General features: G+C 43.9%; 18 protein-coding genes. All 18 read right to left on the bottom strand.

All coding sequences use genetic code 11. The features are described 5' to 3' along the window. Positions 1-13 precede the first annotated feature (13 nt). A complete protein-coding gene (gene atpH / locus C6Y39_RS16885; RefSeq protein ID WP_105932399.1) occupies positions 14-547 on the bottom strand; it encodes a F0F1 ATP synthase subunit delta in 534 nt (177 codons plus the stop codon). A gap of 14 nt (positions 548-561) precedes the next feature. Next, the gene (atpF, locus tag C6Y39_RS16880; RefSeq protein ID WP_014951452.1) at positions 562-1032 is read right to left on the bottom strand and encodes a F0F1 ATP synthase subunit B; all 471 of its coding nucleotides are present in this window, start codon (positions 1030-1032) and stop codon (positions 562-564) included. 45 nt (positions 1033-1077) lie between these two features. Further along, a complete protein-coding gene (gene atpE / locus C6Y39_RS16875) occupies positions 1078-1299 on the bottom strand; it encodes a F0F1 ATP synthase subunit C (RefSeq protein ID WP_012520222.1) in 222 nt (73 codons plus the stop codon). 98 nt (positions 1300-1397) lie between these two features. Continuing rightward, positions 1398-2231: a F0F1 ATP synthase subunit A gene (gene atpB, locus C6Y39_RS16870; protein WP_105932398.1), complete on the bottom strand. Its 834-nt coding sequence runs from the start codon at positions 2229-2231 to the stop codon at positions 1398-1400. 100 nt (positions 2232-2331) lie between these two features. Further along, positions 2332-2718, bottom strand: a complete 387-nt coding sequence (locus tag C6Y39_RS16865; protein WP_105932700.1) for an ATP synthase subunit I — start codon at positions 2716-2718, stop codon at positions 2332-2334. Positions 2719-2924: 206 nt separating this feature from the next. Then, positions 2925-3803, bottom strand: coding sequence for a ParB/RepB/Spo0J family partition protein (locus C6Y39_RS16860; protein ID WP_105932397.1), 879 nt, complete (start codon positions 3801-3803; stop codon positions 2925-2927). A gap of 45 nt (positions 3804-3848) precedes the next feature. Further along, positions 3849-4643 (bottom strand): ParA family protein, encoded by a 795-nt coding sequence (locus tag C6Y39_RS16855; protein ID WP_105932396.1) that lies wholly within the window; start codon positions 4641-4643, stop codon positions 3849-3851. Between the two features lie 35 nt (positions 4644-4678). Next, positions 4679-5314: a 16S rRNA (guanine(527)-N(7))-methyltransferase RsmG gene (gene rsmG, locus C6Y39_RS16850; RefSeq protein ID WP_105932395.1), complete on the bottom strand. Its 636-nt coding sequence runs from the start codon at positions 5312-5314 to the stop codon at positions 4679-4681. A 285-nt stretch (positions 5315-5599) separates the two neighbouring features. Next, positions 5600-7501, bottom strand: a complete 1902-nt coding sequence (gene mnmG, locus C6Y39_RS16845; protein ID WP_105932394.1) for a tRNA uridine-5-carboxymethylaminomethyl(34) synthesis enzyme MnmG — start codon at positions 7499-7501, stop codon at positions 5600-5602. Positions 7502-8677: 1176 nt separating this feature from the next. Continuing rightward, on the bottom strand, positions 8678-9505 hold the full coding sequence (locus tag C6Y39_RS16840; RefSeq protein WP_105932393.1) for an ATP-binding protein: 828 nt from the start codon (positions 9503-9505) through the stop codon (positions 8678-8680). Between the two features lie 6 nt (positions 9506-9511). After that, on the bottom strand, positions 9512-10180 hold the full coding sequence (locus C6Y39_RS16835; protein ID WP_105932392.1) for a DnaT-like ssDNA-binding domain-containing protein: 669 nt from the start codon (positions 10178-10180) through the stop codon (positions 9512-9514). Between the two features lie 30 nt (positions 10181-10210). Then, positions 10211-10648, bottom strand: coding sequence for an FMN-binding protein MioC (mioC, locus tag C6Y39_RS16830; RefSeq protein ID WP_105932391.1), 438 nt, complete (start codon positions 10646-10648; stop codon positions 10211-10213). 53 nt (positions 10649-10701) lie between these two features. After that, positions 10702-12090: a tRNA uridine-5-carboxymethylaminomethyl(34) synthesis GTPase MnmE gene (gene mnmE, locus C6Y39_RS16825; RefSeq protein WP_105932390.1), complete on the bottom strand. Its 1389-nt coding sequence runs from the start codon at positions 12088-12090 to the stop codon at positions 10702-10704. 2 nt (positions 12091-12092) lie between these two features. Then, a complete protein-coding gene (locus C6Y39_RS16820) occupies positions 12093-12575 on the bottom strand; it encodes a YajQ family cyclic di-GMP-binding protein (RefSeq protein ID WP_105932389.1) in 483 nt (160 codons plus the stop codon). 64 nt (positions 12576-12639) lie between these two features. Further along, the gene (yidC, locus tag C6Y39_RS16815) at positions 12640-14295 is read right to left on the bottom strand and encodes a membrane protein insertase YidC (RefSeq protein ID WP_105932388.1); all 1656 of its coding nucleotides are present in this window, start codon (positions 14293-14295) and stop codon (positions 12640-12642) included. 10 nt (positions 14296-14305) lie between these two features. Further along, positions 14306-14575, bottom strand: coding sequence for a membrane protein insertion efficiency factor YidD (yidD, locus tag C6Y39_RS16810; protein ID WP_173359264.1), 270 nt, complete (start codon positions 14573-14575; stop codon positions 14306-14308). Beyond that, positions 14539-14898, bottom strand: a complete 360-nt coding sequence (gene rnpA, locus C6Y39_RS16805; RefSeq protein WP_105932699.1) for a ribonuclease P protein component — start codon at positions 14896-14898, stop codon at positions 14539-14541. The genes yidD and rnpA overlap by 37 nt, the downstream gene beginning before the upstream one ends. Positions 14899-14913: 15 nt before the next feature. Continuing rightward, positions 14914-15048 carry a 50S ribosomal protein L34 gene (rpmH, locus tag C6Y39_RS16800; protein WP_014290886.1) on the bottom strand — a complete coding sequence of 45 codons (135 nt, stop codon included), beginning with the start codon at positions 15046-15048 and terminating at the stop codon, positions 14914-14916. Positions 15049-15298: the final 250 nt, after the last annotated feature.

Genomic DNA, 15298 nt, shown 5'->3' with positions numbered 1-15298 from the left:
GCTCTTATCCCCGTTATGCTTGCAACGCGTCTGCTAGACGGTTCAATTTCGACTTTACGGAACCATCAATAACTGTATCACCGGCATTTATTACCATTCCAGCGATCAGGGCAGGGTCCACGTTACAATTAAGCTTCACTTTACGTGCCAAACGTTTTTCCAAATTTGCAACCAACTCTTTAAGTTGTGCATCGGTCAGCGTAGATGCTGAGGTTACGTCCACTTCTATTTCTTTGTCATAGTCCGCTTTAAAAGCATCAAACAAAGTAGAAATTTCAGGCAACGCGGCTAAACGTTTATTTTCAGCCAAAACCTTTACTAGGTTTTGGCCGTGTTCGTCGAGTTGCTCGCCACAAACATTATTAAAAATGTCAGCTAGCGTGTCGGCTGAAACTGCACCAGTTAATAACTGATGCATTTCATCGTTTTCAGCTACCGCGCTAGCAAAAGCGAGCATTTCTTGCCATTTCACAATGGCGTTTTTCTCGACTGCAAAATCGAAAGCAGCTTTAGCATAAGGACGAGCAACGGTTGTCAATTCAGACATGGCTCATCTCCCTCTTAAAGCTCAGCGACAAGTTTTTCAACAATGTCGTTTTGTGCGTTAGCATCGATTTCACGTTGTAAGATTTGCTGTGCGCCAGCAACTGCAAGAGCAGAAACCTGCTTGCGCAAATCTTCTTTGGCACGATTGCGTTCAGCTTCAATCTCGGCATAACCAGAAGCGATAATTTTCTCGCGTTCCGCATGGCCTTTTTGCGTTTCTTCGTCAACCAGTTGGTTGGCGCGCTTTTTGGCCTGCTCGATAATTTCAGCTGCTTGCGCTTTCGCATCTTTCAATTGCTCAGTAGCTTTCGCTTGAGCAAGCTCTAGGTCTTTCTCTGCACGTTCAGAAGCTTCAAGCCCATCGGCGATTTTCTTCTGACGTTCTTCAATCGCTGCCATTAGTGGAGGCCATACATATTTCATGCAGAACACCACGAACACAGCGAAGGCGATTAATTGACCGATAAAAGTGGCGTTAAAATTCACAATCGCCCCTCCTCTTAAAGTTCGCTAAAAAAGTGTTTAGTAATATTAGGCACCAACAGCGAACAATAGGTATAGAGCGATACCAACACCGATCATCGCGATGGCGTCGATAAGACCCGCTACGATGAACATCTTAACTTGTAGTTGAGGTGCTAGTTCTGGTTGACGAGCAGCAGATTCAAGGAATTTACCACCTAGTAGACCGAAACCAATAGCGGTACCAAGGGCGCCAAGACCAATCAGTAGTGCAACAGCGATGTATAACATTTACGTCTCCGATTTAAGTTAAATTTAAAGTTAATGTTTAAAAGTCAAACTCTGTAAAAACGGTGTCGGATTTCCAGGTAACCGACACCCGTTAATGCTTAGTGTTCTTCACACGCCAGGCTTAAGTACACGATGGTTAGCATCATGAAAATAAACGCCTGAAGCGGAAGTACAAGAATATGGAACACAGCCCACATAAAGTGCAGTGGTAGCTGGAAGTAACCAATTGTAGCAATCAATATAAAGATTAGCTCACTGGCGTACAGGTTACCGAACAAACGCAGGGCTAGTGAAAGCGGGCGCGCAAGCAAAGTAACGGTTTCAAGAATAAAGTTCACCGGAATGAAGACTGGGTGACCAAAAGGCTGCATAGTAAGCTCTTTAGCAAAACCGCCAATACCTTTCATCTTGATTGAGTAGAAAAGAATAAGAATGAATACGCCCGACGCCAGTGCAAACGTCAAGTTAAGGTCAGTGGTTGGTACTGCCTTGTTGTAAACGTCGTGAGGGTCCATACCAAAAGCAGCTTGGCCAATAAGCCCTGACACCCACGGAATAAGATCAACTGGCACAAGATCCATAAGGTTCATTAACAATACCCATACGAAGATAGTCAGTGCTAATGGCGCGATAAGTGCGCTCTTACCGTGGAAGGTGCTTTTCACGTTGTCATCAACGAACTCAACAACAAGCTCTACAAACGCCTGCATTTTGCCCGGTACGCCCGTCGTTGCTTTTGAAGCGACGCTTCTAAAGATAATTAGGAATAGTAAACCAAGACCAATAGACCATGCCAATGTATCAACATGCCACGCCCAAAAACCAGCATCAGAACACGCTTTGTTAAACGCGATTCCGTTGTCAGTTGAGCACATGGTGGCATTGGTCAAGTGGTGCTTGATGTATTCTGAGGTAGTGTATTCAGATGCCATTGTTTAACCCAAGTTGTAAAGTGTAAAAATTTGGTGACTGGTTCTTATGCTTCAATCGATCGATTACGCTTTTTCGTTCTCGCAACGCCCTGCGTTGACTTTATTCTTTCGTACCGTAATGAAACATAGCTAGCCCGTGGCTAGCCGTTGTAATCACGAATGCCATGAAAATTTCCAGTGGCGAGGCATTTAAGCCTTTAAACGCAATTACAAATAAAATGATTGTCAGTGCCAGCTTCATTTTTGAGCCTTGGCTAAAACTACGTGCAACAAGCTCGTTTTTACTTGCTCCAGCATAACGAAATGCAAAAATAGCAAAAACAATATTAGGCAGGATACTTATTAGAGTTCCTGCGGCTGCTGATATGGCTGAATGACTTCCCCCAGCAGCGCCTGCGAGACCGGTAATGACTAAGGCTGTGATTGCCTGAAAAAGTAGCCCTTTCTTGGCGAGGTCTAACCCGCGTCTTGCTAACTTGTTCGTCACTTTTACTCGCAGCTTGTTCACGTCTTACAAAAAGCGTCAGAAGTATACTGTTTTACCGACAATTTTCAACAGTACAACGCTTTTTGAAAGTTATTCTGAAAATATTCTATTGCTATAACCGGAAAGGAGAGTGTCCGGTGTTCACACCAGACAGCGTATCGATTGCGGGTAGGCAAGGGTACTTTATTATTTCTTGTAATTATAAACTATTGAATTTTAGAGATAATTCCATCTAATTGCTCAAGATCACTAAAGCTAATTGTTAGCTTACCTTTGCCTTTAGCGTTGTGGTCAATACTCACTGGTGTACCTAAATTTTCTGAAAGTCGCGTCATTAGGTTTTGTATATCCGGATCAACTTTCTTTTCAGGCTTGGGTTTAGCTGGCTCTAACAGCTTTTTCACCAGCTTCTCGGTATCGCGAACGGTAAGCCCTTTACCCGATACCACTTGCGCCGTTTCTGATTGCGTTTCGCCTTCTAACGCTAAAAGTGCGCGAGCGTGACCCATCTCAATATCACCATGCTCAACCAATAATTTCACGTCATCGTTCAAATTGTTCAAGCGAAGTAAATTTGTCACCGTCGTGCGCGACTTACCCACGGCTTCAGCCACTTCTTGGTGGGTCAGTGCAAATTCATTCATTAAGCGGTCGAGGGCTTGCGCCTCTTCCATTGCATTTAAGTCTTCACGCTGGATATTTTCAATAAGCGCGATAGCAACTGCTGCCTCATCCGGCACGTTTTTAACGATACACGGAATCTCATCTAACTGAGCGAGTTGGGATGCACGCCAGCGTCGCTCACCGGCAATAATTTCATAGCGATGGTCGTCAACCCTTCTCACTACGATAGGCTGAATAATACCCTGTGCGCGAATTGAAGATGCTAATTCTTCTAATGCCTCGGGTGACATGTCTTTACGGGGCTGATATTTCCCCGGCACTAAATATTCAATAGGGAGTTTTTTTAACTCGCCATTTGTTGAACTGACCTCGGCTGCATCCTGTTCTCTTTGAGCAGATGACTGGCTGGTTGCGAGTAATGCATCTAAACCGCGGCCAAGGCCTCTTTTACGTGCTGACATAGTATCCTCTATGACATGTGCTGATGATATTCAGCTTATTGTCGTTTAACTTGCTTTTGCCTGAGCAGGCGATGTTTTATCTCTACGGCGTAGTATTTCACCCGCCAACGCTAAATACGCTTTTGCACCTGTTGATGACTTATCATAATACATCGCAGGTGTTCCGAAACTTGGTGCTTCAGCTAGGCGAACATTGCGCGGTATGACTGTGCGATAAACCTGCTCACCAAAATGGCGCTTCAATTGTTCTGAAACGTCGTTAGCTAGGCGGTTACGCGGGTCGTACATAGTACGCAATACGCCTTCAATCTTCAATTCAGGATTTACCACTGACGCTAATTTCTGAATAGTATCCATCAGGGCTGTAAGTCCCTCTAGTGCATAGTATTCACACTGCATTGGTACCATGACAGAATCTGCGGCAGCAAGAGCGTTAACCGTTAACTGATTAAGAGAGGGTGGGCAGTCGATAAATATAAAATCGTAATAATCCATCACGGGTTTAAGTGCGTTACGCAAACGCACTTCACGAGCGAACATTTCCATGAGCTTTATTTCAGCCGCTGTCACGTCACCGTTTGCTGCAACCAAGTCATATTTACCCGTGGTGCTTTTAACCACTACATCGTTAATAGGCTTTTCTTCTATCAACAATTCGAATGCGGTAGATTCAACGTCGTACTTATCAACGCCGCTCCCCATGGTCGCATTCCCCTGTGGATCGAGATCGATAAGCAATACTTTGCGTTTAGTTGCCGCCATTGAGGCCGCTACGTTAACTGCGGTAGTTGTCTTACCCACACCACCTTTCTGATTCGCGATCGCGATTACCTTAGCCACGTTTGATCCTGTTATTGTCTATTTCTATTTTTCAGCTATTTCTTTTTTAGCCAAACCAGATGTCGTTCGCCTACCAAATTTGGCACAGTGAGGTTTTCCGTTTTACTCACATGGAAGTGATCACTCACTTCGTCTATCTCATCTTGTGGAAACTGACCTTTAAGCGCCAAGAATTGCCCTTCTGAATCTACCAGATGTTGACACCAGTGCAACATATCTTTTAGTGAAGCGAAAGCGCGACTTAACACAATATCATAAGGTGACTCACCGTTGTGCTTTTCAACGCGGCTTTGCACCGGCGATACATTAGTCAAGCCAAGGATATGTACACATTGCGTCATAAAACGTACGCGTTTTCCTAACGAGTCGAGTAAAGTGAACGACTTTTCAGGGAAAGCGATTGCTAGAGGCATGCCCGGAAGACCAGGACCTGTACCCACATCAATTATATTCTCGCCCTCAAGAAACGGCACTATGGCTAATGAGTCCAGGATATGTTTAACCATCATCTGTTTAGGATCTCTTACAGAGGTTAGGTTATAAGCCTTATTCCACTTATCCATAAGCAGCACATAATCAACGAGTTGCTGCTGTTGCTTATCACTTAAATTTAATGAAAGAGCCTCGAGCCCAGAAACCAAAATGGTGTGCAATTCTTGCTGTATAGTCATCGAAAAGTCTGTTTATTCGCGTTGAAATGTTTTGCTTTACGCAGTTCCACATTGCTCAACACTATGCGTGTTAGTCGAAACTGCCATGAGTCTAGCCATTTTTTTCTATTCCCATCATGCTTGTTTCTTAAACGTGAACTGGAGAATAAGGCTACGCGCAGTTTAATTAGGCAATAGGCCTGAGTGAAAAGCGCCGAGTTTTTCTTAATTTCTTATTCACTATAATACGCGAATAAGTGAGAAAAACTAAGCGCTACGCGTTGTATGTTGAATTAAGCGCGCGATTTACGCGCTAATTTTTTCATGCTTACGCAGCATGCCATGTTTTTTCAGGTAAACCAGCAGTAGAGAGATGGCAGCAGGTGTGATGCCTGAAATACGAGACGCTTTACCTATCGTTTCAGGCCTTGCCTCAGTTAGCTTCGCTACAACTTCATTTGAAAGGCCAGAAATTTTGCTGAAATCCATATCAACGGGCAATAACGTATTTTCATGACGCTGAGTTTTTGCAATCTCGTCCATTTGACGGGCAATGTAACCTGCGTATTTAATTTGAATTTCCACCTGCTCAGATGCGATGGGATCTTCAAGACCAGGGCCAACACTTTCAATTTCCATCAACTGGCTGTAAGTCATTTCAGGTCGGCGGATCAATTCTTCCAAAGAATGTTCGCGACTTACAGGGTTCTTTAGCATGGTGTTTAGCTGAGGCGCAGCTACGTGCTCAGGATGGATCCATTGACCGCGTAATCGCTGTAGCTCACTTTCTACCGCTTCCATCTTTTGGTTGAACTTGGCCCAACGGGCGTCATCAACGAGACCAATTTCTCGTCCCATTGCTGTTAAGCGACTGTCCGCGTTATCTTCGCGAAGAAGCAAACGGTATTCAGCTCGGCTAGTAAACATACGATAGGGCTCTTTCGTTCCCATCGTCGCCAAGTCATCAATCAATACGCCCATGTAAGCTTGATCACGACGCAACACGAGAGGATCTTTTTGCTGTACTTGAAGTGCGGCATTAGCACCAGCCACTAAACCTTGTGCTCCCGCTTCTTCATAACCCGTTGTGCCGTTGATTTGTCCAGCGAAGAACAAACCTTCAATAAACTTAGTTTCGAGCGTTTGTTTTAAATCGCGAGGATCAAAAAAGTCATACTCTATCGCATAGCCAGGTCGGACAATATGCGCATTCTCAAAGCCTTTGATAGAACGCACAAGGTTCATCTGGACGTCGAAGGGCAAACTGGTTGAAATACCATTTGGATAGACTTCAATACTGTTTAACCCTTCAGGCTCAACAAATATTTGGTGTGAAGATTTATCGGCAAATCGAGTGATCTTATCTTCAATACTCGGACAGTACCGAGGTCCAATGCCTTCAATAACACCAGTGAACATAGGAGAGCGATCCAACCCGCCGCGAATAATGTCATGGGTTTTTTCGTTAGTATGGGTAATGTAACACGGGATCTGCGTCGGGTGCATGGTTCTATCACCCATGAATGAGAACACTGGTGTTGGATTATCACCTGGCTGAGGTTGCATTACCGAGAAGTCGAGTGAACGTGCGTCAAGTCTAGCGGGTGTCCCGGTTTTAAGGCGATCAACTCGAAACGGAAGCGCACGTAGTCTGTCAGCAAGCGCGATAGACGGCGGATCGCCAGCACGTCCACCTCGATAGTTTTCAAGGCCAATGTGAATGGTGCCGCCCAAAAATGTCCCAACCGTTAACACCACTGTCTTGGCGCTAAATTTTAAGCCCATTTGGGTAACTACGCCGCAAACACGATCATTTTCAACAATGAGATCGTCTACGCTTTGTTGGAAAAGCGTGAGATTTTCTTGATTTTCAACAATGTCTCGTATGGCATTTTTATAAAGCGTTCTGTCAGCTTGGGCACGGGTAGCACGCACTGCTGGGCCCTTTGAAGAGTTCAATGTTCTGAACTGAATACCGCCTTTGTCGATCGCCAATGCCATGGCACCGCCCAGTGCGTCGATCTCTTTGACAAGATGACCCTTACCGATCCCACCGATAGCAGGATTACATGACATCTGGCCGATCGTTTCAATATTGTGAGTGAGCAAAAGCGTATTGGCACCCATGCGAGCAGCTGCGAGCGCCGCCTCTGTACCTGCATGTCCACCACCAACGACGATGACATCAAATGCTTCTGCATAAAACATGGTTAAACCTCACTATTCACGGACGATAAGCCAACTTAAAACTATTTTTTCAAACAGAGAATGCTCAAAAAAGGGCGCGTATTTTATCTGACTTATTGGATAAAGAAAATGATTAAATTTTCCTCAAAACCTTTTGAGAGAAAAGGTGTGATCGTTTAATAAGATCTTAAGATCTCTTTTAGATCTGTTTATTTTTACTTTTATTAGGATCGTCAATTTCTGTGGGTAACCGATCAAAGCATCTAAAGATCATCAAGTTACGCGATCAATAACATTGGGAAACACCGATCCATAACCCTATCTGAATCTTGTGTATAAACACCCTTTTTATCCACATGCCGTTTTGTTTGAAAAGTTATTCTTTTTTCGATCAGAGCTTATACACAGTGGTTTGTAGGATCCTATCCACAGGCGTGATCAAGATGTGATCCAGTTGGGGATAAAATGTTTGCTAATTATGTATTGTGATCTAAAGATCGCGATAGAACCTGCGCTATAGACCGATCACATTGTGGAGGAGATCTTTTATAAAACCTGTGACTAGATCCCGTGATCTCATTTTTAGGCACATCTAAAACTTTGATTATTTTTGACAGCAGCATAAATTTTTTCTGAGATATTTCGCTTTTTTTATTAATTTATACCAATCCGCATAGATAATTGCCACTCAGAAGGTACTGGCAAGTTTCCTAGCGAAGCGTGGGAATGCAGGAATGGCTCTTCCCTTTCAAATTCCCAGAATGAAGCTAGGAAGCTTGCTAGACCTTCCCGAAGGGCGAGTTTAAAATGTCCGTACTCTTTGTTGTGTCACCTTGATGTAGAACCACTATACCTGCGGTAACACGCCGCGATTACGAACATTTTAACTCTCGCTGAGTGGGTAATTATCTATGCGGACTGGTATTACTTCATTCCTCGACCAAGAATAGGAGTGTTGATGCGAAAGAAATGCGCCAGTAAGTAGGGTTGTATGTATCTGTTAGGTTAGTCGTGTGGTTTATTTAAGAGCGACACTGTGTTTATCGATACTTATGAAGGTAACAACACTCTTTAGGTATCGTTTTTTGTAATGGCTATAGACTAAATGCCATGCAGGTATTTAACGAACGGAGAAACACAGGAAAGGTCTATGAAATGCGGTAAGAGTAGCTATGAATGACAATAAACCAGGCGCTATTAACGCACCTGGTTAGGCTGATAGCGTGGCTGTGCCACAGAACCCTGCATGTCTTCTTGCTCTATGGTTAAGCCCTCACGGCGGCTAGGGCCTTGGAACCTCACTTTATATGTATCGTACTCTTTAATAGACTCAAAGCAGTAGCGTCCTAACGCATTTTCAAGTTCTGCTAAGTTGTGATTAGTGATCAAAATACAGTTTTTCTTATTCACTAATCGCTGTCTTAACAAATTTCCAAACCAGCTTTGCGCATTCTTTTTAAGCGCAGATTCGTTAACACATACTTCATCTAATATGAGCAAATCTACATCAAGAAGCTCTTGATTTATTTCTCTGTAGCGTTGGCTAGCGTTGTCAGTTGCAGAGAAGTCGAATGAGAAATTTCGCATTTCAAGCAAGGTTGAAAGCTGACGATAAAGCACAGAGATTTCATATTGCTCAATGAGTTGGTGGGCAATTGCACCTGCAATATGTGATTTACCCCTACCGTAATCACCGTAGAAAATCATCATATGAGAACCGCTTTGTCGCCACGCGGGGTCGTCATGTGCCGCGATGAAAGATTGGGCAATAGAGACGGCTTCAATAACATCGTCGCTGTCTTCTACTAAATTGGCGAAGGTCCACTTTGGATTTAAATCAGAACGGCCATGAATAGCTTCTACGCGCGCCTTCTTACTGCGCTGCTGTAGTTGCGCTATTTCTTCATTAGCTTGTGCCTCATACTGCTTACGCAGCGTTTTGTAGTCGATATACTCACTATTGGGATCGACATCTTTTTTGAGTGCTCTCGCTAAATTAGCAATTTTGTCAGTTATACGATCCATAACGATTTAACTCTTCTTGGTTGCGGCATATTTTTCCACCAGCTTTTTCGCATTATCATCTGCTTCTATGCCCGCTGCAACTTTCACTTTTTGCGTTCCTACAACTTTTGTAGGCGCATAGCCTGAGGCAAGTCGTTTACGCTTGATATTATTAGCGAATTTCTGCGTCCACTGGAACTCACTAAATACGGAACTAGGTCTGCCTAGCCAATAAGCAATAAATTCTCCGACCTCGTTTTCATCGAATGTCTTATCAATGATACCAAGCAGTGAGGCCATTTCTTCAAACAGTGCTTTGTTCGGTGTCCATGTTGCAGTCATGGCACTATGGCGGGTGTGCAGTTGTTCAAAGTCCGACTGTGGCTCGCTTAAAAGAGGAAGAAGTAGGGTTTTGCCATTAATGGTGTGCTCGAGGTCCAATTCAAGGGGGAGGGCAACTAAGCCAACTTGCTCAAGTTGTTTTACCAAGCTATTTATCTGACGACCCCGTTGATAGGTATCGTCTTTGTTGTCGCCATTAAGTAAGGCTAGAAGCTGCTTATAATCAATAGGTGCAGACGATGTAGTGGCCTGATTTGCACCTACGCGAAGCCCAAGGAGATACAACACTCTGCAATCGTTGGAAAGCGGTGATTGTAAAACAGCGAGTTCCGCTTGGGTTAGGCTACTGGTCATTAAATTAAAGTCCAAGTGACAGTGCGGCTATTAGGCATTTGCTAATTTTTCATCAAACCATTCTACAGCGGCATCTTCAGGAATTGGATGTTCTAGCACATCTATGTAAAGGGCGTCGTTAATAAGCTTACCGCCGCCATTTAGGATATGCTTCTCCATTTCTTTTGCACCAAAGCAAAACGTATCATAACTGGTGTCGCCAAGACCGATCACATACGCATTGACTGCTTGCAGATCAGCGTTTTCAAGTTGTCTCGCAAATGGCTGAATATTATCGGGTAGTTCTCCGGCGCCATGGGTAGATGTACATACTATCCATGTGGACGCTTTGTTAATATTCGCAAGGTCGGGCTCTGCGTGAATAGTATGGGTATATCCACGCTCATTAAGCTTTTCAGCAATGGCGTCAGCTACGTATTCTGCGGCACCTAACATAGTACCCACAATAATTTCAAAATGCTTACTCATGAATATGTTACTTCTTTATTTACGATTAAAGATTCAGTGCAACTGACAGCGTTTTATTTGCCGATACAGAACGATGAAAAAATCTTACCAAGCAGGTCGTCAGAGGTAAATTCACCGGTTATCTCACACAGTGCTTGATGCGCTAAGCGAAGTTCTTCGGCTAACAATTCACCCGCCATTGCGTCATGAAGTTGTTGTTCACCAGTGCTTACGTAGCTGTAAGCTTGATCTAGCGCATCTATGTGGCGTCTCCGAGCAATGAATTGGCCTTCTGTTGTCGTATCGAACCCCATGGTTTTTGCTAGATGTGTTTTTAACGTATCTACGCCACTACCTTGCTTGGCTGACAAGTTAATAACAGAGATTTCACCATGCTCAGTTGCTACTGTACTATGCCCGATATCTAAGGTGCTTAGGTCGGCTTTGTTACGTACCACAGTCACGGGAATGCCCTGTGGAAGTCTCGCCATAAACTCAGGCCAAATCTCATAGGGATCGATAATACTGGTTGAGGTAGAGTCAACAACAAATAGCACATGGTCCGCTTCGTTGATGGCTTGCCAAGCTCGTTCAATGCCGATCTGTTCTACTTTATCGGGGCTTTCTCTTAGTCCAGCCGTATCGATAATATGTACCGGCATACCGTCAATGTGAATATGCTCTTTTAGTACATCTCTAGTGGTACCTGCAATGTCAGTAACGATAGCGCTGTCACGACCAGCAAGCGCGTTTAACAAACTGGATTTGCCAGCGTTAGGTCGACCCGCAATCACCACCTGCATGCCTTCGCGTAACAATGTACCTTGCTTGGCTTGTTCTCGCACTTTGGTAAGGCTTTCCATAATGGCACTTAAATCACCTGACACTTTACCATCAGATAAAAAGTCGATTTCTTCTTCAGGAAAATCGATAGCCGCTTCCACATACATTCGCAGATGGACAATTTGGTCAGACAGCGTTTGAATCTGCGTGGAAAACTCACCCTGTAATGAACGTAAAGCGCTTTTGGCTGCTTGCTTTGAACTGGCGTCTATTAAATCGGCAATGGCCTCTGCTTGCGCAAGGTCTAACTTATCATTTAAAAAAGCCTGCTCACTAAACTCGCCTGGATTTGCGAGTCTTGCATGTCCTGTTGCAAGCACCGCATCTATCAACATGTCCATAACCACTTGGCCGCCGTGACCTTGTAGTTCCAACACATCTTCGCCAGTAAACGAATTTGGGCCTTTAAAAAATAGCGCTATGCCCTGGTCTATTACGCTTTTGTTTATATCAACAAATGGCGTATAGGTGGCAAGTCGAGGTGTAAGTGTACAGGGCACCAGCGCCTCGGCAATAGCGCTAGCCTTTGGGCCTGATACACGAACAATACCAACACCGCCTCGTCCTGGCGCCGTGGCTTGGGCGATAATCGTATCCGTTGAAAGGGTGAGTGATTCCATAATTAGTCGCGGAAGTTTTTAAATTGGAAAGGTTGACCTAAGTCTGATTCTTTTACCAATGCAATCGCTTGTTGAAGATCATCGCGTTTTTTGCCTGTAACCCGAAGCTCTTCACCTTGAATTGCAGTTTGCACTTTAATTTTGGCGTCTTTAATCAGTTTTACAATCTTCTTTGCCATTGGCTGTTCAATACCTTCTTTAAAGGTAATGGTCTGGCGATAGGTTCTGCCGTGGGCATCGTAGGGTTTTACATCCATTGATGATGTGTCGACATTGCGTTTGGACATAGCGGTTCTGAACATACTTTCCATTTGCTGAAGTTGGAATTCAGCTTCGGCTTTCATGACAACCGTTTTGTCTTTGTATTCAAAGCTCGCGTCGATACCGCGGAAGTCAAATCGTGTGGTTAGCTCTCGGCTTGCGTTTTCAGTGGCGTTACGCACTTCTTCCATATTGATTTCTGAAACAATATCAAATGATGGCACAGTTTAATCCTCTCAATACAAAACAGCCCGCGTAGGCGGGCTGTATAATTAAATGCTCAACAGCTTACTTACTGCTGATGCCCCGCTTCTCCATTGAAGCATAAATCATTTTGGCTTGAACCAAGGTAATTACGTTACTGACTAACCAGTATAGTACCAGACCTGCAGGGAACCACAGGAAGAACACACTCATTGCTACTGGCATCCACTGCATGATTTTCTGCTGCATAGGGTCAGTAATGGTGGTTGGCTGTAGTTTTTGCAATAGATACATACTTGCGCCAGTAAGAATAGGTAGCACAAAGTATGGGTCTTTCGTAGAAAGGTCAGTGATCCAAAGTACAAAGTCAGCATGGCGAAGCTCAACACTCTCCATCAATACCCAGTAAAGTGCTAGGAAGATAGGCATTTGAAGAAGGAGTGGTAAACATCCACCCATAGGGTTTACTTTCTCTTTGCGGTATAGCTCCATCATGGCTTGAGACATTTTTTGTCTGTCATCGCCAAAGCGGTCTTTTAACTGCTGCATTTTAGGTGCTAGGTTGCGCATACGTGCCATTGACTCGTATTGCTTCTTAGTTAGCCAATACATCGCGCCTTTCACTACTATAGTGATAAGGATAATCGCCACACCCCAGTTATTAACCAGGCTATGTAGGAACGTGAGTAGGGCGAATAGCGGCTGTGAAATCCAGAACAAAATGCCGTAGTCCACGGTTAGATCTAAACCACGAGCAATCTTAGCAAGTTTCTCTTGATCTTTTGGACCCATGTAAAGGGTCGATGCCAGAGTCTTGGTTTCCCCTGGTGCTATGCTTTCAGATGGCGATAAAACACCGATAACCGCATATTGATTATTCAGGTTGCGTGAATACAGTGTGTTGGTTTGCTCTTGTGAAGGAACCCATGCTGAAACAAAGTAGTGTTCAAGCATACCAACCCAACCCGCTTTCGTGGTTTCACGAAGCTTTTCATCTTCTATCTCGTCGAACGAGTATTTCTGATAGCGGTCGTCTTCAGTTGAGTAAGCAGCACCACGATATGTTGGCATAAACATGTTGCTGTCATCTTCAAATTCCATCACTTGTTTAAGCTGCGCATAAGGCTGAACAGTTGCCGCATTACCGGTATTGTTTTCAACACTATAGCTTACGTTTACGTCGTACTTGTCTTTGGTGAACGTAAATGTTTTGGTTATAGCTAGCCCTTGATTATTTTTCCAAGTAAGTGGAATAACCAGAGAATCGCCGGTCATTTCGTAGAATTCACTTTGCGCAGTGTAGACTGGGCGACCGCTGCTGCTTGCATCCGGACCTTGCGCTCCGATAAGGCCGCTTTGTGCTACGTAAAGTCCGTTACCTGAACGAAGTAAGCTATAAGGAATCTCAGACCCTTGCTCGACCGGAAATTTAAGTAAGTCCGCTGATATTACATCACCACCGAGTAAATCGATGCGCACATCGAGTGTATCGGTTTTAACTTCAATGATTCGGTTACTGTTTTGTGATGCTGCAACGGGCTGCGCTGCCGGAACGCTATCACTACTTGGTACATCTTCACTGCCATTATCAACGAATGACGGTACGCCCTTAGATGTTTCTTGCGTTTGTTGTTCAACAGGCACAACTGGCTGTGGCCCATAATCTTTTTGCCATGACTGCCAAAGCAAAAAGCTAACTAGCGCAAGGCCAATTATCAGAAAACTACGTTGCGATTCCATAGAGGTCTCTTTATTTTGAGTGTTTATCTTGTTGTTTTTCCGGCACTGGATCGTATCCACCGGCATGCAAAGGGTGGCATTTTAATATGCGTTTAATAGATAACCAACCGCCTTTTACCAATCCGTGCGTTTTTAATGCGTCTATAGCATACCAAGAACAAGAAGGATGGAAACGACATCGTTGCCCTAATATAGGCGATATGAACCATTGATAACACTTTATCAAGGTCAAAGGCACCACTATTAAGAGTTGCTGCAACGCTTGTTTAATTTTTTCCATAGCTTATCCAGTGTTGAAAATACTTCTTGGTTGCTAAGGTTGTCGGCGCCAGACTTACCAATAACGATAATATCGACATTGGGTAGATTGTGTTGTTTGTGCCTGAAACTTTCTCTGACCAAGCGTTTTAAGCGATTTCTATCATGGGCTTTGCGTATGCGCTTTTTAGCCAAAGTAATGCCTAAACGAGGATTTGAAAGAGTATTTTTTCTAGCTAGGATAGTAAAAGAGGGAGATACAGCTGGGGTTGCGTCATCAAACACATAGGTAAAGTGGGTGGGAGTTAACAGACGTAACTCCCTAGAAAACGTATTCTCGCCCACTTTAGCGTCTTTCAATTAAGCTGAAAGACGAGCGCGGCCTTTTGCACGGCGAGCTGCTAGTACTTTACGACCATTTTTAGTCGCCATACGAGCACGAAAACCGTGAGAACGCTTGCGCTTCAAATTGCTCGGTTGAAATGTTCTTTTCATGACCAAAGTCTCACTTATATTTAGTTAAACATAGGCGTTTTTGGTAACACATTACGCTGCTTTCAGAATAATGTGGTGTTTTCACCAGAAAAGCCCATCGAAAAAGGACGCTGAATTCTAGAGATCTCGTGGCCTCGTGTCAATGGATATTCTTGCTTTTCGGACGAATAAGTGAACAATTTTTACTATATTTTGAACAATACGTCAGATTATCATACAAAGTTCTTGTGAATAACGTGTAAAAGTCGCT

The sequence above is a fragment of the Alteromonas gracilis genome (genome assembly GCF_002993325.1).
Classification (GTDB): domain Bacteria; phylum Pseudomonadota; class Gammaproteobacteria; order Enterobacterales; family Alteromonadaceae; genus Alteromonas; species Alteromonas gracilis.
Note: the sequence above shows the minus strand (reverse complement) of the source record. Positions and strands in the feature narration are given on the sequence as shown.

Excerpts from the sequence above, each read along its gene's own strand:
- yidC (WP_105932388.1), bottom strand. The coding sequence starts at position 14,295 with ATGGAATCGCAACGTAGTTTTCTGATAATTGGCCTTGCGCTAGTTAGC.
- mnmE (WP_105932390.1), bottom strand. The coding sequence starts at position 12,090 with ATGGAATCACTCACCCTTTCAACGGATACGATTATCGCCCAAGCCACG.
- mioC (WP_105932391.1), bottom strand. The coding sequence starts at position 10,648 with ATGAGTAAGCATTTTGAAATTATTGTGGGTACTATGTTAGGTGCCGCA.
- atpE (WP_012520222.1), bottom strand. The coding sequence starts at position 1,299 with ATGTTATACATCGCTGTTGCACTACTGATTGGTCTTGGCGCCCTTGGT.
- atpB (WP_105932398.1), bottom strand. The coding sequence starts at position 2,231 with ATGGCATCTGAATACACTACCTCAGAATACATCAAGCACCACTTGACC.
- rpmH (WP_014290886.1), bottom strand. The coding sequence starts at position 15,048 with ATGAAAAGAACATTTCAACCGAGCAATTTGAAGCGCAAGCGTTCTCAC.
- C6Y39_RS16860 (WP_105932397.1), bottom strand. The coding sequence starts at position 3,803 with ATGTCAGCACGTAAAAGAGGCCTTGGCCGCGGTTTAGATGCATTACTC.
- atpH (WP_105932399.1), bottom strand. The coding sequence starts at position 547 with ATGTCTGAATTGACAACCGTTGCTCGTCCTTATGCTAAAGCTGCTTTC.
- yidD (WP_173359264.1), bottom strand. The coding sequence starts at position 14,575 with ATGGAAAAAATTAAACAAGCGTTGCAGCAACTCTTAATAGTGGTGCCT.
- mnmG (WP_105932394.1), bottom strand. The coding sequence starts at position 7,501 with ATGTTTTATGCAGAAGCATTTGATGTCATCGTCGTTGGTGGTGGACAT.
- rsmG (WP_105932395.1), bottom strand. The coding sequence starts at position 5,314 with ATGACTATACAGCAAGAATTGCACACCATTTTGGTTTCTGGGCTCGAG.
- C6Y39_RS16835 (WP_105932392.1), bottom strand. The coding sequence starts at position 10,180 with ATGACCAGTAGCCTAACCCAAGCGGAACTCGCTGTTTTACAATCACCG.
- C6Y39_RS16840 (WP_105932393.1), bottom strand. The coding sequence starts at position 9,505 with ATGGATCGTATAACTGACAAAATTGCTAATTTAGCGAGAGCACTCAAA.